Raw genomic sequence first — 25,777 nt, forward strand, 5'->3', positions numbered from 1 at the left:
TGTGATTCCCACCGAGACGCCGACCGGCCCGTTGACGCCGAGGACAGTCGGCCCCTGCGATGGCGGCTGACCAATGGTTACGGGTTGACCGGCGACGGGAGCGATGCCCGCCGACCAGTTGCTCGCGTCTGTCCAGTCACTGCTTGTTGCTCCGGTCCAAAAAGCGGTTTGGGCCGAGGCCGCCCCCGCGGACAGGGCCATAAGCACCGCTCCCGACACTATCGAGAGATAAAGGTGCCGCGCTATAAACTCCCGACGCTTTCCCGCGCTGCTTAAAGCCGGCGTTGCGAACGAACAGCCGGAACTCAGCACCGCGAAGCAAATCCGTGAAAGAAGCTTCTGTTTCCTGGTACTCGAAACACAGAGCTTGCCCGCATGATGTCGCCCCATAAAATGCTCTTAAAGATTGATTTAAAATAGATTTTATCGAATCAGCAACTAAACCGCGATTAAAATTGACGAGTGTTAAGAAATCATGACAGTCTCGGGCGCTAAAAATGGCCATAAGGCAGAGCCGTGGATGGGCCACCCGACTGACGGTAGCCGAAACATCGCAGCACTTTGCTTTCCTAGATGCGGCTGGCCGTCCCCGGCCACGCCGCATCGACAACTCGCCTTCCATCCTTGCCTCTCCCAGCCCTTCGCATAGCTCAGGGCGTTCGGCCGATCCACTGGATCGATCACTCCCTCTTTGCGGGACCGGGCCTCACTTCGGCCGGCTGATCGCGCGGACCTTACCGCTGGCGCCGCCACCGCAGAAGAAGCAGTCGGCGCCGTCGGATTCGAGGCCGGAGACGCCGGTGCCTTCGGGCATCTCCAGCCGCTCCAGCACCTCGCCGGTTTCGGGGTCGATGCGTCTGACGTCGCTGTCATCACCCTCCCAGGTTCCGTGCCAAAGCTGGCCGTCGACCCAGGTGACGCCTGTCACGACGCGGTTTGATTCGATCGTGCGCAGGATCTTGCCGGTCCCAGGGTCGATCTGATGGATCCTGCGGCCGCGGTGCTGGCCGACCCAGAGCGAGCCTTCGGCCCAGGCAAGGCCGGAATCGCCACCATTGCCAGGCGCCGGGATGGTGGAAAGGATACGACCGGACTTCGGGTCGATCTTGTGAATGACATCCTCGGCGATCTGATAGAGGAACTCGCCATCGAAAGCCGTACCGGCATGGGACGCAACCTCGATCGAGCGCACCACCTCGCCGCTTGCGGGATCGAGCGCGTTCAGCCTGTCGCCGGAGGCGAACCAGACATGCTCACCATCGAAGGTGACGCCGTTGACGCGCTCTGCACCGGGAAAGGGTCCATATTCACGGATAATCGTCGCAGCCGACTTTTTCATCTCTTCCATCCTGTTTGCCCGTTGACCAGGGCCATCTTCATCAGTCAGGCCATACTAGTCGCTTGGCAAAGGTCCCGGGAGTAACAAGATCGTCGGGAAACCGGGCAGCGGCGGGCTCATCCAGCGTCGCGCCCGCCCGCGCCCGAAGGATTGCACCTTGCTCTCCTCCGCAAGTGAATCCAGCGCCCGCTGCACGGTGCGCGGGCTGGCACCGAGCGCGATCGCCAGCGCCGAACTCGACCACGCCTCGCCATCGGCGAGAAAGGCGAGCACCACCCCATGCTGGCCTTCGACCAGCGGCGCCAGCACGGCGGTCTCTCCGGCACGGCGCGGCGAGAGCGCAAAGCCGCGTTTCGTCGCCGAGACCTCGGCGAGCGCCCGCAGTTCGGCACGCAGCCGGCCGATCTCGACGCGCAGCCGGGCACGGTGCGATTCATCGGCATGTTTGCCGCGGAAGGCGCGCGCGATGAGCGTGCCACGTGCCACATCTGCCGGCCAAGCTTCGGCAAGCGTCCGGGCGAGCGTGAAGAGCACCGGCCGCGTTGCCAGCGACAACGAAAGCTGATCGTCGCGCACGACATGGCGGCAGGCATCGACGACGAGCGTGCCCGAACCTAGCAGCTCTTCCACCTCCTCGAGCAGCAACGGGCTTTCCCGCCAGCGCGAGATCAGCCGCGCCACCGGCACGCTGAGCACGCCGGCAGCATTTTCCACCTCCGCCGTCAGCACCGGCATATCGGCGTCGCGCGCCGCCTGCCGCGCCCGGTCAAGCGCCGCTCGCGCCGCTTTCGTCTGCAGGCGCCGGATCGCGATGCCCGCAACCACCAGCTCATGGGCAGCCCTTGCCGCCGGCGGCAGCGGCGTCGGGTCGAGTGTCTCGAGCGCCCGCTCGGCCTCGTCGAGCCGGCCGACCAGCACCAGTCGGCGAAGCTCGACATTTCTGGCATGGGCGGCATTGACCCTGTCGCCATGCGCTTCGAGCACCTTGCGCGCCGCCTCCAGCGCTTTGGGCGGCCAGGTGAGATCGCGCGAGACGAGCGCGATCTCGGCCTCGGCGACCACGCAGCGGGCCCGCGCCACCGCCTCCCTCGGGCCGAAAGCACGCGCCGCACTCTTCAACAGCGCCTTGGCGCGGACGAGATCGCCGAGCTGCGCCATCGCAATGCCGCGCAGCGCCAGCGCCGGCGCATCGTCGCGCAGCGCCACCCGCTTCAGCGCGCCGAGCGCATCGCCTGTTGCCAGCGCTCGCGCCGCCGCCGTGATCAGCGAGTCCATTCAAATCCCGTCACACTTGTCACTCCCGCCATTTCCCCACTCGGCCTTAGATTTGTCGTCGACCGGCAAGCAAGCCTGCGCCGGATGCTACGATGAGAGACAGGCAAAGGAGAAGACCCATGACGGCACAGCTGAACGCAACACGCCAGCAGTGGCTGGCAGCAAGGCTCGATCTGCTCGAGGAGGAGAAGGAACTGACCCGGCAGAGCGACGCGCTGGCGATGAAGCGCCAGCAATTGCCGCGTGTCAGGATCGACAAGCAATATCGCTTCGACACCGACGACGGCAACGTCTCGTTGAAGGATCTCTTCGGCGGGCGCTCGCAGCTTCTCGTCTATCACTTCATGTTCGGACCGGATTATACTGCGGGATGCCCGTCCTGCTCCTCGATCGCCGACGGTTTCAACGGTGTCTTCGTCCATCTTGAAAACCACGATGTCGCCTTTTGGGCGGTCGCGCGCGCGCCGCTCGCAAAACTCGAAGCGTTCAAGCGGCGGATGGACTGGAGCTTTCCCTGGGCCTCCTCCTTCGGCAGTGACTTCAACGGCGATTTCAGCGTCTGGTTCTCTGCCGAGCAGCAGCATCAGGGCGATGTAGACTATAATTACCGCCGCGAACCGCCGGCCCCCGAACCGCTTCCAGGCAGGACTGTCCAGGAATGGCAGCCGCGCGACAGCGAGGCGCCGATCACCCAAATCGCCGCCATGACCGGCACCGATGTGCCCACCTATACCCGCGACCGGCCGGGTGTCAGCGCCTTCGAGCTCATCGACGGCGTCGTCTACCACAGCTATTCCAGCTATGCGCGCGGGCTGGACGGGCTCTGGGGCATGTATCAATGGCTCGACCGCGCACCGAAGGGCCGCAACGAAACCGGCATCTGGTGGCGCCATCACGACCGGTACGGCAAGGAGTGACGCCGATGCTGCTCTCCGCCCACACTCCAGAGCGAGGCGACGGCAACGTCGCTCTCAACGCCGCCGAATGGCTCTCGCTGGCCGCCTCAGCAGACGAATCAGCTGCTAAGCCGAGCAGTGGCATGGCGAGCCCGGGCGGGCGGATCGCCGCCCACGCCGCCGATTGGCTGTCGCTCGCCGCCGCCCCGACATTCGGAATCATGGCACTGCTGACAGCCGCGACCGGCAGCGCCGACATGATCTGTATGACGACGCCGGACGCGTTCCCGATCGGCGGAATGGTGCCCATGTACCTGCTGATGAGCGGCTTCCACCTGGCGCCCTGGCTACGGCTCGCCGCCGGCTGGCGGGCATAAGCCACCGATCACGCGCCGCGACGGCGCCGGTATCTCTTCTCCCCAGCGGGGAGAAGAGGGAGCGAGTCGCACTCCCGCTTAACCGCGTCCGGCCTTACCCATTACCAAAGCGACCAAGTTCGTGCCTCACCTCGATAAAGTCGATCGGCCCGCCGGCAATCTCGTCGTCGAACACCGCGCAGGAAAGCTTGCCGCCGAAGACGCAGCCGCTGTCGATGTTGGTGCGGTTTCCTGTCGTCACCGGGTTGGAGAGCGACGGTGTATGGCCGTGGACCAAGTGCTTGCCCCAATAGTCGCTGGACTCGCCGGGAGGGAACCGTAGCCAGAGAAGATCGCGCCTGGTCTGCCGTTTCAGCGGAAATTCCGGAACAACGCCGGCATGGACAAAGATGCGGTATCGATCAACATGCAGGAGGGGACGATCGGCCGCCCATTGCAAATGCTGAGGCAGAACCCTGCCATCATAGGACATTTCGGTTTCCAGTCCGCCGTTGCTGATCCACACGTCTCTACTGTCGCTGTCGGCATAAGCAGCAACCATCATGTCCTCATGATTGCCTTTCAGGCAGATCCATCTCCACGGCCCCGATGGACCGGCAATGATTCGGTCGAGAACACTTTTGCTGTCAGGCCCGCGATCGATATAGTCGCCAAGGAAGACGACCGTCCCTTCAGGCGCATAGGCCTCGATACGATCGATCATCCTGTTCAGCGGATCGATACAGCCGTGGATATCGCCTATGGCGAACGTGTAGCGCATGTTTCAAGCTTCTCGGTTGCAATGCGACGGCCCGCAGCCAAGGCTGAGAAGACGCACCAGGACTTTGTGCGGAGGCTCACGCCGCTCGCCGCCTGCCGCATGATAGCAAACGGAAGCCCGCTGCCATCGCGAAAACCGACTCGTTCTCCAGCATTTATGGCCATTGGCTCTCCTTCCGCTTGAATTCGGATATGATCATCGCACCAACCATCGAAGATGCCGATCCGCAGACGGGTGCGACCTTGCATTGTGCGGTCGCCAACGGCTATGCCTTCATCACCATGAAGAAATACGGACGAACCTATCACCTACCGATTTCGCCCGGAGCGACAAGCGACGATAAGGTCATGGCGAAGCTTGACGGGCTGATGATTGGCGATCTTGTCATCACAGAGAAAATGGATGGTGAGAACACGACCATTCATCGGGGCGGGTCTCATGCCCGTAGTCCCGATAGCCGTTACCATTCATCGCGCGATTGGCTTAAGGCTTTTGCTGCCGGCATCAGTCCGCAACTGGCAGATGGCGAACGCATCGTGGGTGAGAACCTCTATGCCCGGCACTCGATCGGCTATGATGATCTTCCGTCATTCTTCCTCGGCTTTGCCTGGATTGTCGACGGCGAAGTTCAATCCTGGGATCTGACTCTGGCTCGATTCGAAGAACTGAGTATCGTTCCGGTGTCGACTCTGTATCGGGGGCCATACAAAGCCGGCCTGTTCGAGGATACTGCGGCCTCGCTGGATAGGACCAAGCAGGAGGGGTTTGTCGTCCGGATCGCTGATGCGTTCGTGGAAGCCGAGATGCCAGTTCGGATGGGCAAGTATGTGCGGGACAACCACATTCAGAGTGAAACGCATTGGATGCAGTCGGAACTCATCCCAAATCGCTTGGCAAATTCCTGACGGCCGCTCGCCTCTCCTCCGTCATTCCTGTGCTTGTCACAGGAATGACGGAGGGTGCGGTGGCGCTTCTGCCAAACTTCACGCCGGCGCAATGCCGAACCACAACCGCTATCTCCCCTCCGAAAACCCTCGCCGGATCGCTTCCCAACTCTCCGCATCCGGCGCCAACAACAGCCTTCCCCCGGCCATCGCAGGGCGATAGGCTTCACCGCTGAGCAATGCCCCGTAGCCGCCGGCTTCTTGGTGGATCAGCACGCCGGCGGCGTGGTCCCAGGGTTTGAGCTCGGCGTTGAGCGAAAAGCTCATAGCGCCTGTTGCCACCGCCCGGTATTCATAAGCCGAGCAGCGCCATGTGGTGGTGCGGGCAAAGTGCAGCATGCTCCGAGCGTAGACCGGCTGCTCCTCGGCGGGAAACATATGCAGCGGCACGAAGCCGTGCATTTCCCCAATCGGCCCTGGCGGTGCGACGCTGAGCCGGGTCTGCGTGCCATCGCGGGCGATGTGCCATGCACCCTGCCCCAGCCGGGCGGCGAGGAAATCGCCGGTCACGGGATAGTGGATCAGCCCGGCCACGGTCTCTCCGCCGGAGACGATCGCCACGATCATGCCGAACAAGGGCAGGCCGTGGGCAAAATTCCAGGTGCCGTCGACAGGATCGATGATGACGGCGAGATCGGCGTCGCCAAGCCGCGTCAGAATCGAGGGATCGGCGGAGACCGCTTCCTCGCCGACCAGCAGCGCCTCGGGAAAGTGCGCCGACAGCGCTTCGGTGAGCCGCCGCTCGGCGCCGAGATCGGCATCGGTCACCAGATCGTCGGGAGCGGTCTTGGTGCGAATGCCCTCGGCGGTGACGCCGAGGAAGCGGGGCAGGATCTCTGCCCCCGCCGCCCGGCGCATATCCTCCATCACGGCGGAGAATATGTCGTCCGACACTTTCCTCATCCGCGCGCCTCGATATAGGCCTTGAGCGCCGCCGGCTGGTCGGTCTGGATGACGCTGATGCCGGCCGCCATCATCCGCCCCCAGATCGCATCGGGATCTTCAAGTGCCGCACTGTCGGTCAAGCCGCAGCAGGAGACCGGATCGAGCGTGTTGACCCAGAGCGAGATCCCGGCGTTGCGCAGACGCTCGTGTTGGCCGGCCAGCGTTTCAAGCTCATCGAACTTGGCTTCGCACATGAAGGGGCGCGCCGCGATGACTGCCTTGGCGGTCTCTTCGGCGCTCCCGACCCTGAAGAACGCCTGGCCCATGAACGGAATGCCGTCGATGCCGGGCTGCCTGGCGAGCCAAGCCAGCGCCTCCGGCGTGTCGGCGCGAGCCTTGAGATCGACCTGATCGGCCATGCCCATCTCTTTGACCTTGGCGGCGACGATGCCCATCATCTCGAGGTCCTTGAGATCGAGATCGACGAAGATGCGGCCGCGCACGGTTTCGAGCACTTGTTCCAGCGTCGGAACGGTCTGCGTCGTGAACGGCTGGTCCGGCCCGCCATCGGCCATGCGCAGCCGCAGGCTGGTGATCTCGGCGATCGTCATCTCCGCGGGGATGCGGTCGATGCCGGCCATGCGCTCGAGCGTGTCGTCATGCAGGATGAACAGCACGCCGTCGGCGCTCTGGCGGATGTCCACCTCGACGATGTCATAGCCGCCGGCAATCGCATTCTCGATCGCGGCAAGGCTGTTCTCAGGAGCCTGATGCCAGGCACCGCGATGGGCGACGATGGCGCAGGGGCGCGACGGGTCGGCAATGTGGTCGATATATTTCATGGGGATGTCCTTTAGTTTGCGCCGAATGCGCCTGGCATGGCCTTGCCGCTCTCCGCATCGAAGAGATGCAGGCGGGAGGCAGGGAGATTGAGAAAGAGTTGGCTATGATCCGGTATTTCAGCGCCGAAGGGCGTGGCGATCCTGACGACCGAGCCGCCGAGCTCGACTGCCAGGATCGCATGCGAGCCGAGATCCTCGCGAAACCGCAAAGCTGACGAGACCACATGTCCGTTGGCAGTGTCGCCGATGAGGATATCCTCGGGCCGAATGCCGAGCTGATAGGCGCCGGTAAGCCGCGCTTGCGCCACTACCTGCCCGTCGGCGAGCCTGAGCACCGTGCCGTCGCCGATGACCGGCAGGATGCTCATCGGCGGCGCGCCGATGAATTTGGCGACGAAGACCGAGGCTGGATGGTGATAGATCGCCTTTGGCGTGTCGAATTGTTCGATCCGGCCCTTGTTGAGAATGAGGATGCGATCGGCCAGCGTCATCGCCTCCACCTGATCATGGGTGACGAAGACGGTGGTGGCGCCGATGCGCCGGTGCAGGTCGGCCAGTTCGACGCGCATGTCGTGGCGGAGCTGAGCATCGAGGTTGGAGAGTGGTTCGTCGAACAACAGCACGCCCGGCTCGCGCACGATGGCCCGGCCGATCGCCACGCGCTGGCGCTGGCCGCCGGAGAGATGCCCGGGCTTGCGGCCGAGATAATCGGAAAGGCCGAGCATCTTCGCTACCGCCCCGACCCGCTCGATGCGCTCGGCCTTCTGCATACCGGCGACCTTGAGGCTGTAGGCAATGTTGTCGAAGACGCTCATATGCGGATAGAGCGCATAGTTCTGGAACACCATGGCGCAGCCGCGATGTTTAGGCTCGAGATCCTGCACCTGCCGGCCGCCGATGACGATCGTGCCGCCGCTCACCCGCTCCAGCCCGGCGATCATCTGCAAAAGCGTGGACTTGCCGCAGCCCGAAGGCCCGAGCACGACGGTGAATTCGCCGGCTCTAAGCTCCACATCCATCGGCGGAATGACAACGGTCTCGGCGTCATAGGCCTTGGTGACGGCTGACAGCGTGATGTTTGCCGCAGCGGCGCGGATGGCCATGTCGATGGCGTTCATGGCTATTTCTCCGTGAGAACGAGGCCCTGGACGAGGTAGCGCTGCAACAGCGCGATCATCGCCAGCGGAATGATGGAGATGATGACGGCGCCGGCCATGATCATCGGGAAATCGGGGACCTCTCCTTCGGCATCTGGAACGAGCCGCGCCAGGCCGACGACGGCGGTCTGCATATCGGGCGTCGAGGCGGCGACCAGCGGCCAGAGATATTGCGTCCAGCCGCCGAGGAAGGTCAGTATGAAGAGCGCGGCGAAACTGGTGCGCGACAGCGGCAGCAGGATGTCGAACAGGAAACGGATCGGCCCTGCCCCATCCATGCGCGCCGCCTTGAACAGATCCTTGGGCAGCGTGAGGAAGAACTGGCGGAACAGGAAAGTGCCGGTGCCATGCGCCACAAGCGGCGCGATCAGGCCGAAATGCGTGTTCAGCACGCTCAATTCGAGATGGACCGGCGCGCCGAAGACTCCTGTTATCAAGCCGTTAAGCCCGGTGACATCAAGCAGCGCATTGACCGGCGAAAACACATTCGACGCCACCTGGTAGGTGGTGATGACGCAGATCTCGATCGGCAGCATGATGGTCGCGAGGATCAGCGCAAAAGCCACGCCCGCCCAGCGGACGCGGAAATAGACGATGGTATAGGCCGACAGGAAAGACAGGACGCAGGTCGCGAGTGCATCGCCAGAGGCGACCACCAGACTGTTGAGCATCTGGACCGGGATTGATGTCTCGGTGAAGACCCGCGCCATGTTGGAAAGGAGCTGGTCGCCGGGATACCAGGCAAGCCCGTTGCGCAGCATGAACTCGTAGGATTGCGAGGCTGTGGCGAGCGTCAGATAGAGCGGCCCGAGGATATAGACGATGCCGACGATAAGGACGAGGCTGGCTGCGATGTTGAGGGAACGTGCGTTTTCAATCATGGGTCACCGCTCGTAGTTGATGCGCCGGCCAAGCAGCAGGAACTGGGCGGCGGTGAGAAGGACGACGAAAACCATCAGGATCGCCGTCTGGGTCGAGGCGCCGGAGAGGTCGTATCCGCTGAAGCCGTCGGTGTAGATCTTGTAGACGAGCAGCGTCGTCGCCCCGCCCGGGCCGCCATCGGTGATCGTATCGATCAGCGCGAAGGCCGAGGTAACGCTTTCGGTGAATTCGAGCACCAGCGTTAGGAAGAGTTGCGGCATAATGAGGGGCAGTTGCACATCGAAGATGCGCCGCCACGGCCCTGCCCCATCCATCGCCGCTGCCTGGTGCATGGTCTTCGGGATCGATTGCAAGCCGGCGAGCAGGATGACGAAATTGAACGGGATGCCGCCCCAGACATGCGCTGCAATCAGCGTGATGAAAGCATCCGTGCCGTTGATCCCGGGCGCCCATATGCCGGGAAAGGCTGCATTGAGCGGCGCCAGCATGCCGACGAAGGGATTGAAGATGAAGGCGAAGACGACGCCGATCGAAGCGCCCGCCACCCCCTTCGGCCAGATCAGCACGTTGCGCGCCGGCAGCGCCAGGCGGATCTTCCGGTCGGCCGCGAGCGCAAGGATCAGCGGGATCAGCACCGCAAGCGTGGATGCCGTGACCATGAAGATGATTGTGCGCCAGCCGGCCTCCCAGAATTCGGGATCTGCGAGTACCCGCGCGAAATTATCCCAGCCGACGAACATCGAGCCGCCGTCGAAGGGGCGCTCGAGGAAGAACGACCAGTAGAAGGCCTGAAAAACCGGCACGTAGAAAAAGTGCGCGATCAGCAGCATGAGCGGCGCCACCAGCAGAAGCGGCAGCCAGCGATGGCTGAAGAGAGAAGATTCCGACGTCATGGAAAACCCTGCATTGGAAGACCGGCACGGGCGTATGCCCCATGCCTGACGCACGGGAGCGCTTGGGACGCGCGCCCGTGCGTGGGATGTCGGGATCACTGCATCTTCACGCCCTTGTAGGTCTGCTCGAAGCGGCGCAGCAGCTCGTCACCGCGTTTCTTGGCGTTGTCGAGCGCCGCCTGCATGGTCTCCTGGCCGGCAAAGGCCTTCTGCGTCTCTTCCATAAAGACCTGACGGAACTGTACGTAGAAGCCCAGACGGATGCCGCGGGTATCCGGCGTGCGCGGCTGGTTCATCGACTCGATGCCGAGGGCGGCCGTCGCATATTTCGGCGAATTCGCCTCGCCGCTCTTGGCGATCGCATCCATCACGTCGTTGGTGACGGGGACGTAGCCGGTGGCGGCGGTCAGAAACATCTGCTGGTCGGGACGGCGCACGAAGTCGAGAAAGGCCTTGGCGCCTTCGACTTCGGCCTTATCGTGATCCTTCATGATGTAGATCGAGGCGCCGCCGACAAGCGTGTTGTGGCGCTCATAGCCCTTGTACATCGGCGCCAGGCCGACGGTAATCTCGTACTTGCCTTCGAAAGCCTTGGCCGAGGCGGTATAGGAACCCGAAGAATTCTCCATCATCGCGCATTCGCCGGTGTTGAAGGCGGCGGTGAAGTTGCCGGCCTTGGTATCGGCATTGAGCTTGACGAGCCCTTCCTTGCGCCAATCCACAAGGTTCTGCAGATGCTTGGCGGCGAAGGTGGTGTTGAACACATATTCGCCGTCAAGGCCGTCAAAGCCGTTATGCTTTGAGGCGATCGGCAGGCCGTGGCGGGCGGAAAACTGCTCGAGCACGCGCCATGTATCGCCGTCGGTGGTGAAGGGGCATTCATGACCTGCAGCCTTCAGCTTGCGGGCGGCCTCGATCACCTCTTCCCAGGTCGTTGGCGTCGTGGTGACGCCGGCTTTCTCAAGCTCGGTCTTGTTGGTGTAGAAGAGCAGCGTCGAGGAATTATAGGGCTGCGCGAAAAGCTTGCCGCCTGATGTTTCGAAATAGGCGCGTGCGCCGGCGATGTAATTGTCCCACTTGACGTCCGGCAGCACATCCTGGACCGGCACGACGGCATCCGACAGCATCAGGTCGAGCGTGCCGGCATCGAAAAACTGGATGAGGACGGGATGGTTATGGGCGCGGAAGGCGGCGATTGCCTTCTGCATCGACACTTCGTAGCTGCCTTGGCCGACGCAAGTGATGTGATGCTCCGATTGCGCGGCATTGAAAGCGCTGCACTGGTCCTGGATCGCCTTTTCGACGACGCCGGTATTGCCGTACCAGAATTCGATATTGGCGGCCTGCGCGGAACACGCGCCCGCCATCAGCGCGGCCGCAGCCGCCAGAATGGAAATCTTCATCTTGCCCTCGCCTGTTTTGATAGCCGGGTTCATGCCCAGCACCGTGACGACGCTTTACTACACACAGTGTGTAACAATTTGGTGACGCACACATGACACTTGTCGTGGAACGAGGCTGCTGCTATAGGGTGAATGAGCTAAGTGGCCAGGAAGACAACAATAATTACTACACCTCGATAGTAATTTTTGACGAAGGAGGTGTTTGATATGGCCTATTTTCCGGAGCCGCTGATCGCGCCTCGCTTCCTGCGCGAAGGCGGCGGCGTCGTCTCCTCGAACGAGCGCGACCTGCTGAAGCTGATCTGGCGCAATCCCGGCCTTTCCCGGTCGGAAGTCACCGCCCACACCGATCTCACCCAGCAGTCCGTCTACCGCATCATCGACCAGTTGGAGGAGCGCGGCATTGTTTCCTTCGGATCGCCGAAGCCCGGCGCCGGCCGCGGCCAGCCGAGCCCGACGCTTAGGCTCGACGGCCGCTACGCCTATTCCTGCGGCATCTCTGTCAACACCGATGTGATCGGCATCTGCCTGATGGATATATCGGGCAATGTGCTGGCCGAAAGCAGCATCGCCCTGCGCGAACGCACCATGGCCCAGGCGCTCGATCTCGTTCGCGAGCAGCTGATCGAGCACCAGAGGGCGAACAATCTTTCCGAAGAGGCCTTCTTCGGCATCGGCTTTGCCATTGCCGGCTTTCACGTCAGCGGCACCCGCTTTAATGCGCCCCTCCCACTGCATGAATGGTCGCTGATCGAACTCGGCCCGCTGTTGTCGGAATTTTTCAACAAGCCGGTCTGGGTGCACAACGGCGCCAAGACGGGAGCCATCGCCGAATCCATGTTCGGTGTCGGCCGTTACATGAAGCACTTCGCCTATCTCAGCTTCAATTACGGCTTCGGCGGCGGCCTGATCACCAACGGCGAACTGCTGCATAACGGCATCGGCAATGCCGGCGAATTCTCGGGCATCTACGACGCCGAGGAAAACAAGCGCCGGCCAGCCTTGCAGTACCTGATCGAAAAACTCAACCGCAACGGCGTCGACGTTCCCTCGATCAGCTATATGCGCAAGCATTTCGATCGGAAATGGCCGGGAGTGACAGAGTGGGTTGATGAGGTGACGCCGGCCTATAACCGCCTCATCAATGCGATCTGGGCGATCTACGACCCGCAGTCGATCATCTTCGGCGGCCAGGTCCCTTACGCCCTGGCGCAGATGCTGATAGACCGGACCGAGATCTACGACCGCCCCCGCTACGGCGTGCCGCGCCCACGCCCGAAGCTTGTGATCTCCGAAATCGCAAGCGACGCCTCGGCCATGGGTGCCGCTGTGACCCCGTTTAAATCGGCCTATTATTGAAGCCGCCGCGTCCTCGGCATCATCGAGCCCGAAACCGACTCCCGCTCAGCCGCTTACGGCAATTCCCTCTGCTTTTGCTTGAGTAAATCGATGAGCAAGCGGCGGTGGGCGGGAAGCACGCCTTTTCGCCCTGACTCGACGCAGGCGATTTTCGCCCGGCCGTTCCTGCGCTATGATCTGATTCTGGCGCAGCCCACGCCTCCCCCCTCCATCGGGAAAGCAGACTTCATGTGGGGCCACCTGAAACCGAACCGACTGTTCGAGCATCTTGCATAAGGAGGGATTGCGGAAACCGCTCGCAATAGGAGGTTTGTGAATGAAGATGTCTGCGCCTATCTATCACCTGAAGCGTAAAGCCAGAAAGCTCTCCCGAGCCGAGGACATACCCTTGCACCAGGCGCTCGACCGCATAGCCCTGGAAGAAGGCTACGGCGGCTGGAGCCTGCTTGCGGCAAAAGCAGCGGCGGAAGCACCCGCCGGCAAGCTGTTTCAGCAATTGCTGCCCGGCGATCTCCTGCTCGTCGGCGCCCGGCCCGGCCACGGCAAGACCCTGATGGGCCTCGAACTCGCCGTCGAGGCGATGAAATCGGGCCGTCCCGGTGTGTTCTTCTCGCTGGAATATACGGAAGAGGATATTGTCGATCGCTTCCGCGTCATCGGCATCGACCGGGCGCAATTCGAGCGTCTGTTCGAATTCGACGGCTCCGACGCCATCAGCGCCGGCTATATCGTCGAGAGACTGGCGTCCGCACCGCGCGGCACGCTCGTCGTCATCGACTATCTCCAGCTGCTCGACCAGAAGCGGGAGAACCCCGAACTCTCCGTCCAGGTCCGCACCCTGAAGGCTTTCGCCCGCGAACGCGGCCTGATCGTGGTCTTCATCTCCCAGATCGACCGATCCTACGAGCGATCCGAAAGACCCTTGCCCGATATCGCCGATGTCAGGCTGCCGAACCCGCTGGATGTCACGCTGTTCGACAAGACGTGTTTTCTGAACAACGGCCAGGTGGCGTTTCAGGCTGCGCGGTAGGGAAACGAATCGACGACATGCGCCGCCTTATCCCGTCAGTCGATTCCGCTGTAGAAGGCATGATGCCCGATTGTGATGGTCAGCACCGGATTCCGCGACTTTCGAACCCAGCTCGGCAGATTGCTGGTGATGGCGTAGAAATGCGTTGCTCCGTCGGTCACGTCGGCAAGTCCGCCGATGACCGCCTTCCTTGCGACATTAAAGCAGCGATCGAATGCGGCGTCGCCTGAATGTGGCTGCTTGTCCTTGATTTTCGCGCGGTTTGCATCGTTGAGGTTCCAGCAGGAAAATTGACTTGGCTTGAGGCAGACCTTCGCTATCGTATTGCCGAAGCCACCGGCGTTCAGGCGGTTGATGACGACATTTGCGACGGCTTCAGCGCCCTGCTGTGGCTCGCCGCGAGCTTCGCCATAGATTGTCCGCGCCAGGATAATCAGGTCATAGTTGGTTGCACCGCTGATTGCGCCCTGGATGGGAGAGCGATCGGTAATATCGGGCGCGACGTCGGCGGCGCTGAGCCAGCGAATGGAAACGACACGGCTTCGATCCTCCGGGATCAACTTCACCCGATTTGTCTGATTGCCGCCGAGAAGATCGATCTTACTGGAACCCGGAATATACTTGTGGAAGAACGCAACGTGGCCGCTGCCTGACGTGTCGCCGGAGGGTCCGAGGACGACGATCGCCCCGGCGGGAATATTCTGCCAGTCCCGCTGGCGAAGCTCTACGTCTCCCCAATTTTTCCAGTTGGCGGCCCATGCCGGGTCCTTGACAATGCTGTCGGCAGCGAACCCGCCCTGCTGTTTGAGGCACCAGGCAACGAACGCACCGCACCAGGCGGTATCGCCTCCACCCGGATTGTTGGTTGCCTCCTGGAAATATTTGAGCACACGTTGAGCGCCGAGCGGATCGGTCTCCGAAATTCCGTTCTGCTCCCAGAATTGTCGTTCCGCTTCGGCGGTTACCATCCAGCCCTGCCCCAGCGATCGGTCCGGCAATACCGGAATGAATTCCGGAACCTCCTGGCGCAGCAATGTAAAGGCTTTCGTCATCGCGTCGGCCAGCACGGCGGCGGTTTGGTTGACGAATGCGCCGACGGATACGATTGGGCCGCCTTGGCCCGCGCCGAGAAACCGTTTGCGATTGGCCATGAGCGTTTGCAGATCCGCGACCGCAAAATGCTTCGACAGAACATCCTGCATCGCCGGGTTCTCGGCCCCTGCTTTGTGAATAGTATAGACCTCGGTTGCTGCTGCAACGCCGATGAGACGGCAATGAAACATGTCGAGGAAGCTCGGAATGAACGGGTCAGCCGTTGATGCCGGCTGGACCGCCTTGGCAAACTCAGCACTGTCGCGTTCGGAAAACCATGCCGCGCACTGGATTTGCGAGAGAGCGGAAAACCGCGCCTCTTCGGAAACAGGCACATCAGTCGCCAGATAGGCCGCCCATTCCTGACTGGTTATCTGGTAGGGGCCGACAGCATCTGATCCGGTCAGAAGCGTTCCGAAACTGGTGAGATTCGTCTCGATCAATGCCAATGCAATGAGATAATCGGCGGCAACAGCAAGCTCGCCGCCGCTCAGGACCTCTTGGCGCGCGCACTCCGCCGCAAACAATCCGGCAACGACCGGCGGCACCGTGGCCGGCGTTTCAGGTACGAGCGCGCCGAGATAAAAGGTCTCGATCCAGCCCGGGATCGGATCGGCATCGTCTTGAAGGCGGACACCGATCTTGATCCAGCCCCCTATGCCCGAAGTTTCCCCCTTAAGCTCGATGACTTGGCCGCTCAGAAGCCTTTCTGCTGCGGCCACGAGAGGCGCGTCGAAGCTCGGCTCCGTGCGAAATGGAATGACCGGAGGATCGGTTTGAACGTTGATCTCATATCTCGCCACAACTCTTCCCCTTCGGTGTCGCAGTCGCCCATTTAAGAATCTTGTCGTAAAGGCCTTTTGTAAGTCCGTCATTTTTGCCGCTTGCGGGCAGAGGTGCCTTGCAATCCTCGCGAGCCTTTGCAATGAGCTCCCGGGCAGCAGGGGTGTTGATGCTGTCAATATCGGCCGTACTCGAATAGAGGCTCTTCAAGAGGCCTATGAACGTGCCTTCCATTCTCGGGGAACGCCCAAATGTCGCGAATTCGTAATAATAACCCGTCCAGGATTTATCGCAGTCCGAGGCATTCTTCAGACCCTTGTGCGTCTTGTCGCCATCCCATTCGAGGTTGCTGATACGCTCGTCCTTTTCGGGAGTAGCCCCGGCCGCGTATTGCAGCTCCTCCCAGGTAGCGACAGCAGCCAAGGTCTCCGGCCGGGCCTTCTCAGGTGTATTCTCAGGATCGGTCACACACAGCTTCCGCTGTAAGGCTCTAAGCTGCTGACGGGTAAAACCGGTCCCCACAAAGACTTCCGCGACATCGGATGTCGTGTTGATCGTTCCCGGCGTCACGTGGCCGGGCTCTGTCACTTTTCGCGGTCCGAGAACATCGCGCTCGATCTTGAGATTGGCGTCTTGCGGCGGGGTCTCGCCGGTAATGGCTGCGCGGGAGTAGGTATTGACGTCCATCGTGATGGTCTGTGGCGTGCAAATACGCAAGTAAGAACGCAAGGTGTAGACGACGTCGCTCTTGTTGCTGTAGGTCGCCGTCCGAAAAGTATCGCGGAATTTGAGTCTGCGTCCCGTGACGATGGTCTTCACCGTCGAAGATTCGATGCCCAGCAGAAGCAGATTGTTGTAGGCGTCATAGGTGTTCGACACGAATCCGAGCGCCACCCCCACATAATTCAAGGCCTTGCTGGCCGGCGCCGCGAGGCCGAGAACACCCGCCGTAAGCGCCCCGACCTGCGTCAGGCCTGCCTGCACGAACAACTGCTCATTGCGTTTCTCATCCAGCCAGCCAAGATACCGGTCGCATCTGAGGTCGATATCATTGAACCCGGCCGAAACGATGCGCTGCCATCCGTCGGTGCCAAGGTTCGACGTGGCGCAGCCACGCGGCCTGGGTGTGGACGCAGGGATGAGATCCGCTTGCACGCAGAGCTCCCCGAAGTAGCTTTCGATGGCGTCGGTAGACGCAGGAGTAGACGGGTGCATCACCTCAAGTCCAGCGCCCTCAAGACGATAGCTCTCGTCGATAGCCGAGCAATTTGAAAGCATTACGACCGCAGGAAAGAAAGCAAAGATAAGCCTTCTTACGCGGCGCGTAAGCATACTTAACAATCGAATCACAATAATACCCTCACGACAACACCGCAGAGATTATCCTCGTGCAGTCATCGGCATTTCATTCATGATTTTATTTCAATCAAGCAGCGAAGGATGCACATATCGCCGTTATATATTTTGAAATATTCATCGAGGAGCGACTCAGAGTCACTAAAAATTTGAGCGAGGAAAGCGTAATCCACAAGTTTCACTTGCAATCGGCTTCGGATATTTAAGGAACTCAAGAGAATGACTTCGGCACCTCGGGCGCCAAACGTGCCCTCATGTGGTCCACGGCAACTATGATTCACCGGGGCCACGCGTCATCCATTCAGAATCAGGCAGGCGCCCCACCCGCCAGTTCCGATTGTCTTCCGCCCCAAAACTGTGCCATGACCCATCAACCCCAGACACAACGGATCAAGGTGCGGCATCGGTATGAAGAAGATCGGTTTCCTCTCGTTCGGGCACTGGACGCCCTCGCCCCAATCGCAGACACGCTCCGCCGGCGATGCGCTGCTGCAGTCGATCGAGCTTGCGGTGGCGGCCGAGGAGCTCGGCGCCGACGGGGCGTATTTTCGCGTGCATCATTTCGCCCGCCAGCTGGCCGCACCCTTCCCGCTGCTATCGGCCGTCGGGGCGAGAACCAGCCGGATCGAGATCGGCACCGCCGTCATCGACATGCGCTACGAGAACCCGCTTTATATGGCCGAGGATGCCGGTGCGGCCGACCTCATTGCCGGCGGCCGCCTGCAGCTCGGCATCAGCCGCGGTTCGCCCGAACAGGTGATCGATGGCTGGCGCCATTTCGGCTACGCCCCGCCCGAAGGCCAAAGCGACGCCGACATGGCCCGCCACCATGCCGAAGTCTTCCTCGAAGTGCTGCGCGGCGACGGGTTTGCCAAGCCGAACCCGCGGCCGATGTTTCCCAATCCGCCCGGCCTCTTGCGCCTCGAGCCGCATTCCGAGGGCCTGCGCGAGCGGATATGGTGGGGCGCGAGCTCGAATGCCACCGCCGTCTGGGCGGCCAAGCTCGGCATGAACCTGCAGAGTTCGACGCTGAAGGACGATGAGACGGGCGAGCCGTTCCATGTCCAGCAGGCCGACCAGATCCGGGCATACCGCGCGGCCTGGAAGGAAGCCGGCCACACGCGCCAGTCGCGCGTCTCAGTCAGCCGCAGCATTTTCGCCCTGGTCGACGACCGCGACCGCGCCTATTTCGGCTACGGCAACGACGAGGGCGACAAGATCGGCTTCATCGACGAGAAAACCCGGGCGATCTTCGGTCGCAGCTATGCCGCCGAACCTGACGCCCTGATCAAGCAGCTCGCCGAAGACGAAGCGATCGCCGAGGCCGACACGCTCCTGCTGACCGTCCCCAACCAGCTCGGCGTCGAATACAACGCCCATGTCATAGAAGCGATCCTGACCCATGTCGCGCCTGCGATGGGTTGGCGCTAATGTCCCGGGCAAGCCGTCTTCGTCGGCAAGGCTCCAGCACTCTAAAGCGCGTCGCGTTCGACCGGATTCATGCGACGCGCTTTAGATCTTTATTTTTCTGCATGTCGTTGTCCCAAAACCGCTGCACACTTTTAGGCGACCTGCATTAGGGCTCATGCGCGGTTCGATTTGTCGCTGTCAGTTTCCCCGTGGCGTGTTGGATAGCCGAGAAAAACAGGGCCGTTGTGATCCCGAACATCATGAGCCCATTGGCTGCCTGCAGCGGCCCAAGCAGCCGGATACGGCCGTCAAGCACCACGTCGCCATAACCAAGCGACGTGAAGGTGACGCCCGAAAAATACATTGCCGTTTCGAAGTCCTCGAAGGCACCGAGCACGCGATAGAGCAGTGCCCAAAAAGCGACCTGGAAGATATTGCCCAGCATGAGCACGATCATCAGAACCGAAAATTGCAGGAAGATCATCCGCCTGGGCTTTCGGCCGATGGGCTGTGCGCGAGCGTAAACAAAATAACGCACGGCCAACACTGAAGCCAACGCCTGGAGTGCGAGGCAGATCGACATCGCAAGCAGGCCGAGACCGATAACTGTAATCATGGGGCGGGACCTTCGATCTGGCGTCCGTCCTCGAGCGAGCGCTGCTGCAGCCATTCCATCAGCAACACGTAGCCGACGGCCAGCAGCACGGGGCCGACAAATATGCCGAGAAGGCCGTCAGCCAGCATCCCTCCGATGACGCCGACCAAAATGACCGGCATCGGCACATCAGATCCACGGCCGAGCATCAATGGTTTGAGCAAATTGTCGCTCAGCCCGGCGACCAAGGACCATATGGCGAAGATGATTGCCGGTGTTGTTGCTTCCGTGGCAAAGACATAGGCCATGACGGGCAGCGTCAGCAGCAGCGGCGGTATCTGCACGACTGCCAGGAGAAACGTGACAAGCGTCAGAGCACCGGCCGCCGGAACGCCGATGGCGAAGAAGCCGACGCCAACGAGCATCGACTGGATCACCGCCACGCCGACGACGCCGACCGCCACTCCCCGGATCGTTGTGGCGGTCAGATGGATGAGCCGGGCACCCCGCGCCTTGCTGTTGGTGACGAGCTCCAGCAGGCTGAGGGCGAATGCCGCAGCCCCCCTGGCATAAGCGACAAGCACGGCCGCGATCGTGATGGAAAGAACGAAGGACAGCCCGCCTGCGGCCAGGCCGCCCGCGAAAGATGCAAGCCACGCAGCAGGCTTGCTCAGCATCTCACCATATTGACGCAGTGCCTGGGGCAGGTTGGCGACAGTGAGCGACCAGCCCTCCGAGAGCTTCGTTCCGACTACCGGCAGGTCGGCAAGCCACGTCGGAGGCGGCGGAATTGTCAAGCTGTGGTTCTGCAAGCCGGAAACAAGCCAATAAATGGAAGACCCAAGCGATGTGACCACGACGAACATGGGCACCAGCACGACGGCAACACCGACAATCCCGATGAGAAATGCCGACCAGCGATTGCCGAGCCGGCCGGACAGGCGCAGATGCAAGGGATGAAGCATAACCGCCAGGATCACCGACCAAAGCAGAATGCCCATGAACGGCAATATGATCCTGGCACAGACATAGACCAGAACGGCGACCAGTCCCAGTTGAACCGCCGCATGGACAATGGACGGTCTCGACGGCGCAAGATCGACATTCGATGCGCTGGAAGTCATTTTCCCCTCCCGGTCCGGAACCTCCGCGATTGAGCGAAGCCGGACGTTCACGGATCGGACAACGAAACCTTCCACCCGGTATCGGGCCTGCACTGAATGGTGCGGCGAAAATTTTGCCTGCGCGATGAAAGATTTTCTCCAACCCTGCGTCATCATACATGACTTCGTGAACACGGGATACGCCGACCGCGCGTCTCGGTCTGCCGCAGCATCTTCGCGACCGCGACCGCGCTATTTCGCCTGCGGCAACGACGATGGCGACAAGGTCGGCCTCATCGATGAGACTGACCCACATTGCCCGGCGCTCGGCTGGCGCTAACGCTCCGGCCACGGCTTCCGGCGCTCAAACCCGCCTGTATCTGGCGCGGAATTCGCGAGGACTGCAGCCTTCGCGTTCGTGAAAGACACGCGAAAAATAAAACGGGTCATCCAGGCCGATCATGGCAGCCACCGTTTCGATCTTTTCGTCGGTGGTTGCCAATAGTTGTTTGGCATGGTCCATGCGCGCCCGAAGCTGAAATGCCTTGGGAGGCAGTCCGGTCTCGAGCGTGAACCGCCTGCGCAGCGTGGCCGGAGACATGCCGTGCTCGGCGGCAAAGGCTGCGAGGTCCAACGGTTGCATCGCCCGCCGCCGTAGCGTTTCCACGATGTCGGCCATGTCCCGCCTTTCCTGGCGTCGATCAGCCGCGCCGCTTGCCTGTCTGGCGGCTGATATGACGATGCGATGCAGCATCAATGCCGCCGACGCCTGCCCCAGGTTGGTGTCGTCAAGCAGATCGGCGTGAAGCTTGCCGAAGAGCCGCACCACCTCGTCGAGATGGTGCAGGGCCACGACGGGATGTCGCTCCGCGATGATCCTCAGCCTCACGAAGTCCCGCGTGAACGACCCTTCGAAAAGCGCCCAGCGCTCGTCCCAGCCGTCTTCGTCGGGGCCATAGGAATGCACGCGGTTGGGAAACAGCCAGAACAGTGCAGGTCCGGTCAGGCTCATGCGGCCGGTGGCGGCGGTTTCCAGCCAACCCTGCCCGCGCTCCACCAGCACGACGGCAAAACTCGGTAGTTTCCGGTCCGTCACCGCACGGCGGGCATGCTGCCTGCCGCTGCCGGTGACTGCCAGTCCGCCGGCCGCGCCGAGCGGCGTTCTATAGATGGCCTCGGCGTCTCTCATGGTGAGCGAAAAGTCCAGCTATGAATTTTCTCTATGTCGGTTGGCATGCCGGATCAGGTAATTGATGACAAGTCAACTCAAGCGACGGAGGAGTGAAATGTCAATTGCTGCGGAGGTCATACAAGCTCGCAAGATGGAATTTCCTCTTGCCGCAAATGGCAGAATCTTGCCCGCGGAGCGGATCGGTTGGCTCGCGCCGACCGATCCCGGCATCGGCATCGATGCCATCCGGCGCCGCTATCAGGATGATGGTTATGTCTGGCTGAAAGGCCTTCTGCCGCGGGCCGATGTGATCGATTTCCGCCGCTGGGTCTTCGAACGCCTCACCGAAACCGGGTTGGTCGAGCCCGGAAGCGATTTTTCGCTGGGCTTGGCGTCTGCCGGTGGCTTCGACAAAAGCCTGGCGGACAGGCGCCTGATGTCGCTCGTCCGCTCCGCCGCCTATGAAGGCTTCTGCGCGCAACCGCCACTCACCCGATTCATGGACGATTTGCTGCAGGGCATCTCCTATCTCCACAAGCGCAAGATCATGCGTTTCGTCCAGCCGGGAACGCCGATGGCCACACCCGCCCACTACGATCTCGTCTATCTCCGCGGCGGCACCAGCCGCCTGGTGACGGCCTGGATTCCGATCGGCGACATCCCGACCGAGATGGGCGGCCTGGTCTATCTCGAAGGCTCGCACGCGTTGGGCGTCAGGATGGAGGCCGAGTTCCAGGCCGCAAGCGGCGATCTTTCTGCGGAAGAGCGGATCAGCGCCTATAACCGCCACATGGCGGAAGGCGGCTGGATCTCGAAGGATCTGCCCGATATGGCGGAGCGCTTCGAAACCCGCTGGCTCGCCGCTGATTATGAGGCCGGCGACGTGGTGCTCCACTCGCCCTACATGATCCACGCCTCGACCACCAACCAGGACCGCAGCCGGCGGCTGCGCCTCTCCACCGACATAAGATATCAGAATGTCGACGACGAGATCGACGTCCGATGGAATAACCATTGGAGTCTCGGCGATATGCTGTAGCCCGGCTTTCTAGGGCCCATTCGGCAGAACCCGGATCGTCTGACGTCGATGCCGGCCGCGCGTCAGCCGGGCATTGGCGGCCATGTCCGTTTCCTGCCTGTTTGTCATGCCCCGGCCACCCTTGTTGACCGGCGATCCGGTGCGATGGCTGCTACAGCAGGTTGTTTGACGAATGGATGTCGACACAGAAGCGAAGCGGTCGGACCTTACTGCCGCGTTGGACGTTGATGGTCGGAGCCTTGAATCGATCCCATGACTGACCGACTTATGGCTGTAGCCGAACCGCTCGAGTTGCCTGATGCCGCGTACGAACCTGAACGATATTCTGATCTTCATGGCCGTCGTCGATACCGGAAGCTTTATCGCCGGCGGCCAGGCCATGGGCCTGTCCCGTTCGGCGGCAGGAAAGGCCGTCATCCGTCTTGAAGACCGGCTCGGCGCGCGTTTGCTCAACCGCACGACGAGGACGTTGAGCCTGACCGACGAAGGCCGGATGTTCTACGAACGCGGGCTGCAGATTCTGGCATCGGTCGACGAGGCGGAGGCGAGCGTGGCGGGGCAGAACAGCACGCCGCGAGGCGTTCTCCGGCTTACCGTTCCCGATGCCTTCGGGCGGCTCGTCGTGCTGCCTTTGCTTGAAAAATATCTTCGGGCCTGGCCCGACATCCAGGTCGAAGTGAGCTTCACCGATCGCCCGGCCGACATCATCGAGGAAGGCTTCGATCTGGCGATCCGGATCGGCGCGACGGCAACGGTGTCGGACACCCGCCTGGTCTCGCGCGTGATCGCCACCTATAAGGCGCGGCTCTGCGCCTCGCCGTCCTACCTCACTGAGCGCGGCGAGCCGCGCGGCATCGACGATCTCGCGGTCCATGACTGCCTGATCTTCGCCGGCCGCAACCAAAGGCAGGGCTGGCGCTTTCGCGGGGAAGGCGGTTCCTGGATCAAGGCGCAGGGCCGTAGCCGCCTGAGGCTCGACAGCGGAGAGGCGATCCGCGACGCCGCCCTGGCGGGACTGGGCATCGCGCTGCTTCCCGATTTTCTCGTCGCCGACGATCTCGCTGCCGGCCGCCTCCGGCAGATCCTGGCCGACCTCGAAACCGACGACGCAAAGATCGTCACGCTCTATCGCGACAAGCGCCTGCTGGAACCGCGTGTCCGCCGCTTCATCGATCTGATGGTCGAGGAGCTTGGGCGCGGCTAGAGCTGGACGCTTCAGGCGAGGCCCCTGTCAAACCCGCGAAAGCTCTTCAGTGCCAGCGGCGCAAGCGTTGCCGCGAGATAGGCAATCCCCATCAGGAACAGCGCCGCGGCAAGGCCGAGCGTACTGATCAGCGCGCCGCCGGCGAGGCCGCCGAAAGGGATGAGGGCGAAGCAGAGGGCGGTGTTCAATGCGGTAACGCGACCAGTCAGCGGCTTGGGGATGCGCTCGAAGATGACGGCCGACAGGATCGGGTTGAGGAAGCCCGACGCGAATCCTGCGATGGCGAGCGTCGCAAAGACGAGGCCGATGGGCGCGTCCAGCGCCGGAACGAGAAAGCGCGGAAAACCGGTCAGGAGGAAGGCCACCGTATAGACCATCAATCGCGGCATGCGCTCGCCGATCGCCGCGGCAATCGCCGCGCCTGCGATCGAGGCGCCGGCGAAGGCGGCGAACATCGCACCGAGCAGCTCCGGGCCATGGCCGGCATCTTTTGTCCACACCGGCAGCAGCACGGCATGATAGGCCTGGTCGAAGAGATTGGTAACCGCCACCATGGCGACGATACTGACGAGCACGGCATCGCCTCGCAGAAAGCGCCAGCCTTCGCGCAGATCCTCGATATAGGAAGCCCGTTCGACCGGTCGAGTCTCGGGCGCAGGCGTGCGTCGCGTCCCGGGTATGCCCGCGGCAACGATCAGCGCGGCCGCGGCGAAGGTGGCGGCATTGACGAGCAGCGCCTGGCCGGGGCCGACCAGCCCGATCAAAGCACCGGCGCCGGCCGCACCCGCCGTCGAGGCCAGCCGCTCGATGGCGCTCGCAACGCCGGTCACTCGTTCGAGTGGTACATTGGCGAGTGTGGCGATATCGGGAACCATCGCCTGCTTGGCCGCATCCGAGGGGCCGCGCAGCACGCCCATGGCAAAGACGAGCGGCAGCAGCACCGGCATGCCGAGCATGCCGAAGAGATCGAGAAGCGGCACCAGAGCGACCACGAGCACCGAGGCGGTGTCGCAGATGATGGCGATGCTCTTGGCACCGGCGCGGTCGATCAGCGGTCCGCCGAGCGCCTTGGCGATGACACAGGGCAGCATCTCCATCATTGCCGTCAGGCCTGTCAGCACCGGGCTGCCCGTCGTGCTCAGCACCAGCCAGGGAATTGCGATCGTCGAAAGCCGCGTGCCGGAGAGCGAGAATGTCTCGGCAGCCGCGAGCGCCAGGAACGGCCCGCGCCGTCTCATTGCTTATCCTCCCCTTCGCGATGCGGAACGCGGCCCGGATAGGGAAAGGCGTGCAACATGACATAGAAGGGAACCATGCCGGATTCCTGCGACGCCGCCTCCCCGAGCGACGGGGCCGCCCGCATCGCCTCCAGGATGATGTCGCGCAGCCGTTTCGTCAGGGCCTCGGCCTGTGCCGCCGTCATCGGGATGATGATGTCGTCGGCAGCCGTCGCCTTGCGCCATTCGGCCGGCAGCTCGGCATATTCCTCCAGCGCCTGCTGCATCTGGCCGACCTGCAGCGAGAGTGCGGCCTGGTTGAAGGCGATGTCGAGATCGAGCGCCTCCCCTTCGGCTTCACTCGGCGGCACCGAGGTCAGCTCATGGCTGGCGCGCCACCAGCGGTCGCGCCGCGAAGCATGCGGCGCCTCCTCGATGAAGCCGTAATGGGCAAGCTGGCGCAGATGATAGCTCGTCGCGCCGCTGTTCAGGCCGAGCCGCGCGGCAAGCTGCGTCGCCGTGGCAGGCCCATCGATCCTGAGCATGCCGAGCATGCGCAGTCGGACAGGATGCGCCAGCGCCTTCAGCGCGGTCGGCTCGGGCACGACCCGGCTAACGGTGCGGGCACCGGCGGCATCTGCGAGTTTGGTGTGGGGATGTTTCATGCGCGAAGCATATAATCGCAAACATATCTTTGCAAACTTTTCTTTGCAAAAAATTTGACGGCTGTGGAAGGCGCTCGAAAACCGGCTTCTGATCTAGCCA

At 62.1% G+C, this 25,777-nt stretch carries 25 protein-coding genes; 8 read left to right on the forward strand and 17 right to left on the reverse strand.

Annotated features, from left to right (window positions below):
- Positions 1-136: 136 nt before the first annotated feature.
- The 3 genes from G9X68_RS14915 to G9X68_RS14925 form a co-directional block, all read right to left on the reverse strand.
- On the reverse strand, positions 137-505 hold the full coding sequence (locus tag G9X68_RS14915) for a hypothetical protein (protein WP_171603002.1): 369 nt from the start codon (positions 503-505) through the stop codon (positions 137-139).
- Positions 506-706: 201 nt separating this feature from the next.
- On the reverse strand, positions 707-1,339 hold the full coding sequence (locus tag G9X68_RS14920; RefSeq protein WP_171376927.1) for a Vgb family protein: 633 nt from the start codon (positions 1,337-1,339) through the stop codon (positions 707-709).
- A gap of 54 nt (positions 1,340-1,393) precedes the next feature.
- Positions 1,394-2,614: a helix-turn-helix domain-containing protein gene (locus tag G9X68_RS14925; protein WP_171603003.1), complete on the reverse strand. Its 1,221-nt coding sequence runs from the start codon at positions 2,612-2,614 to the stop codon at positions 1,394-1,396.
- Between the two features lie 119 nt (positions 2,615-2,733).
- Here G9X68_RS14925 and G9X68_RS14930 point away from each other — a divergent pair, with 119 nt between their 5' ends.
- Both G9X68_RS14930 and G9X68_RS14935 read left to right on the forward strand, forming a co-directional pair.
- A complete protein-coding gene (locus G9X68_RS14930) occupies positions 2,734-3,531 on the forward strand; it encodes a DUF899 domain-containing protein (RefSeq protein ID WP_171603004.1) in 798 nt (265 codons plus the stop codon).
- Between the two features lie 5 nt (positions 3,532-3,536).
- On the forward strand, positions 3,537-3,887 hold the full coding sequence (locus G9X68_RS14935; protein WP_171603005.1) for a hypothetical protein: 351 nt from the start codon (positions 3,537-3,539) through the stop codon (positions 3,885-3,887).
- Positions 3,888-3,981: 94 nt separating this feature from the next.
- On the opposite strand, the gene G9X68_RS14940 is transcribed toward G9X68_RS14935, so the two are convergent.
- Positions 3,982-4,647 carry a metallophosphoesterase family protein gene (locus G9X68_RS14940; protein ID WP_171603006.1) on the reverse strand — a complete coding sequence of 222 codons (666 nt, stop codon included), beginning with the start codon at positions 4,645-4,647 and terminating at the stop codon, positions 3,982-3,984.
- Positions 4,648-4,928: 281 nt separating this feature from the next.
- Here G9X68_RS14940 and G9X68_RS14945 point away from each other — a divergent pair, with 281 nt between their 5' ends.
- On the forward strand, positions 4,929-5,552 hold the full coding sequence (locus tag G9X68_RS14945; protein ID WP_171603080.1) for an RNA ligase family protein: 624 nt from the start codon (positions 4,929-4,931) through the stop codon (positions 5,550-5,552).
- A 108-nt stretch (positions 5,553-5,660) separates the two neighbouring features.
- Here the strand turns inward: G9X68_RS14945 and G9X68_RS14950 are convergent, their stop codons facing one another.
- From G9X68_RS14950 to G9X68_RS14975, 6 genes are all read right to left on the reverse strand, one after another.
- The gene (locus tag G9X68_RS14950; protein WP_171603007.1) at positions 5,661-6,494 is read right to left on the reverse strand and encodes an inositol monophosphatase family protein; all 834 of its coding nucleotides are present in this window, start codon (positions 6,492-6,494) and stop codon (positions 5,661-5,663) included.
- Positions 6,491-7,318 carry a glycerophosphodiester phosphodiesterase family protein gene (locus G9X68_RS14955; RefSeq protein ID WP_171603008.1) on the reverse strand — a complete coding sequence of 276 codons (828 nt, stop codon included), beginning with the start codon at positions 7,316-7,318 and terminating at the stop codon, positions 6,491-6,493. The genes G9X68_RS14950 and G9X68_RS14955 overlap by 4 nt, the downstream gene beginning before the upstream one ends.
- A gap of 11 nt (positions 7,319-7,329) precedes the next feature.
- The gene (locus tag G9X68_RS14960) at positions 7,330-8,436 is read right to left on the reverse strand and encodes an ABC transporter ATP-binding protein (RefSeq protein WP_171603009.1); all 1,107 of its coding nucleotides are present in this window, start codon (positions 8,434-8,436) and stop codon (positions 7,330-7,332) included.
- Between the two features lie 2 nt (positions 8,437-8,438).
- Complete coding sequence (locus G9X68_RS14965) at positions 8,439-9,356, reverse strand: ABC transporter permease subunit (protein WP_171603010.1); 918 nt, start codon at positions 9,354-9,356, stop codon at positions 8,439-8,441.
- A 3-nt stretch (positions 9,357-9,359) separates the two neighbouring features.
- Complete coding sequence (locus tag G9X68_RS14970; RefSeq protein WP_171603011.1) at positions 9,360-10,250, reverse strand: carbohydrate ABC transporter permease; 891 nt, start codon at positions 10,248-10,250, stop codon at positions 9,360-9,362.
- 95 nt (positions 10,251-10,345) lie between these two features.
- The gene (locus tag G9X68_RS14975) at positions 10,346-11,653 is read right to left on the reverse strand and encodes an extracellular solute-binding protein (RefSeq protein WP_171603012.1); all 1,308 of its coding nucleotides are present in this window, start codon (positions 11,651-11,653) and stop codon (positions 10,346-10,348) included.
- Between the two features lie 207 nt (positions 11,654-11,860).
- On the opposite strand from G9X68_RS14975, the gene G9X68_RS14980 reads away from it, so the two are divergent.
- A complete protein-coding gene (locus G9X68_RS14980) occupies positions 11,861-13,012 on the forward strand; it encodes an ROK family transcriptional regulator (protein WP_138330650.1) in 1,152 nt (383 codons plus the stop codon).
- Between the two features lie 316 nt (positions 13,013-13,328).
- On the forward strand, positions 13,329-14,042 hold the full coding sequence (locus tag G9X68_RS14985) for a DNA helicase (RefSeq protein WP_171603013.1): 714 nt from the start codon (positions 13,329-13,331) through the stop codon (positions 14,040-14,042).
- Positions 14,043-14,077: 35 nt separating this feature from the next.
- Here G9X68_RS14985 and G9X68_RS32305 read toward each other — a convergent pair whose 3' ends face one another.
- The gene (locus G9X68_RS32305; protein ID WP_342355331.1) at positions 14,078-16,009 is read right to left on the reverse strand and encodes a cell wall hydrolase; all 1,932 of its coding nucleotides are present in this window, start codon (positions 16,007-16,009) and stop codon (positions 14,078-14,080) included.
- Positions 15,924-17,249 carry a hypothetical protein gene (locus G9X68_RS31905; RefSeq protein ID WP_244956160.1) on the reverse strand — a complete coding sequence of 442 codons (1,326 nt, stop codon included), beginning with the start codon at positions 17,247-17,249 and terminating at the stop codon, positions 15,924-15,926. Before G9X68_RS31905 ends, G9X68_RS32305 begins: the two co-directional genes overlap by 86 nt.
- Before the next feature lie 432 nt (positions 17,250-17,681).
- Here G9X68_RS31905 and G9X68_RS14995 point away from each other — a divergent pair, with 432 nt between their 5' ends.
- The gene (locus tag G9X68_RS14995; RefSeq protein WP_171603015.1) at positions 17,682-18,704 is read left to right on the forward strand and encodes an LLM class flavin-dependent oxidoreductase; all 1,023 of its coding nucleotides are present in this window, start codon (positions 17,682-17,684) and stop codon (positions 18,702-18,704) included.
- Between the two features lie 145 nt (positions 18,705-18,849).
- Here the strand turns inward: G9X68_RS14995 and G9X68_RS15000 are convergent, their stop codons facing one another.
- From G9X68_RS15000 to G9X68_RS15010, 3 genes are all read right to left on the reverse strand, one after another.
- Entirely contained in the window at positions 18,850-19,299 is a 450-nt protein-coding gene (locus G9X68_RS15000; protein WP_171603016.1) for an ion channel, read from the reverse strand.
- Positions 19,296-20,402: an AI-2E family transporter gene (locus G9X68_RS15005; protein WP_171603017.1), complete on the reverse strand. Its 1,107-nt coding sequence runs from the start codon at positions 20,400-20,402 to the stop codon at positions 19,296-19,298. Before G9X68_RS15005 ends, G9X68_RS15000 begins: the two co-directional genes overlap by 4 nt.
- Before the next feature lie 343 nt (positions 20,403-20,745).
- On the reverse strand, positions 20,746-21,570 hold the full coding sequence (locus tag G9X68_RS15010; protein WP_171603018.1) for a helix-turn-helix transcriptional regulator: 825 nt from the start codon (positions 21,568-21,570) through the stop codon (positions 20,746-20,748).
- A gap of 97 nt (positions 21,571-21,667) precedes the next feature.
- On the opposite strand from G9X68_RS15010, the gene G9X68_RS15015 reads away from it, so the two are divergent.
- Both G9X68_RS15015 and G9X68_RS15020 read left to right on the forward strand, forming a co-directional pair.
- On the forward strand, positions 21,668-22,591 hold the full coding sequence (locus tag G9X68_RS15015) for a phytanoyl-CoA dioxygenase family protein (protein ID WP_171603019.1): 924 nt from the start codon (positions 21,668-21,670) through the stop codon (positions 22,589-22,591).
- 298 nt (positions 22,592-22,889) lie between these two features.
- Positions 22,890-23,795 carry a LysR family transcriptional regulator gene (locus G9X68_RS15020; RefSeq protein ID WP_171603020.1) on the forward strand — a complete coding sequence of 302 codons (906 nt, stop codon included), beginning with the start codon at positions 22,890-22,892 and terminating at the stop codon, positions 23,793-23,795.
- Positions 23,796-23,806: 11 nt separating this feature from the next.
- Here the strand turns inward: G9X68_RS15020 and G9X68_RS15025 are convergent, their stop codons facing one another.
- Together G9X68_RS15025 and G9X68_RS15030 are read right to left on the reverse strand one after the other, a co-directional pair.
- Positions 23,807-25,033: an MFS transporter gene (locus G9X68_RS15025; RefSeq protein WP_171603021.1), complete on the reverse strand. Its 1,227-nt coding sequence runs from the start codon at positions 25,031-25,033 to the stop codon at positions 23,807-23,809.
- Positions 25,030-25,677 (reverse strand): winged helix-turn-helix domain-containing protein, encoded by a 648-nt coding sequence (locus G9X68_RS15030; protein WP_171603022.1) that lies wholly within the window; start codon positions 25,675-25,677, stop codon positions 25,030-25,032. The genes G9X68_RS15025 and G9X68_RS15030 overlap by 4 nt, the downstream gene beginning before the upstream one ends.
- Between the last annotated feature and the right edge of the window lie 100 nt (positions 25,678-25,777).

Origin of the sequence: Rhizobium changzhiense (assembly GCF_013087625.1) — a bacterium.
Taxonomy (GTDB): domain Bacteria; phylum Pseudomonadota; class Alphaproteobacteria; order Rhizobiales; family Rhizobiaceae; genus Rhizobium; species Rhizobium sophorae.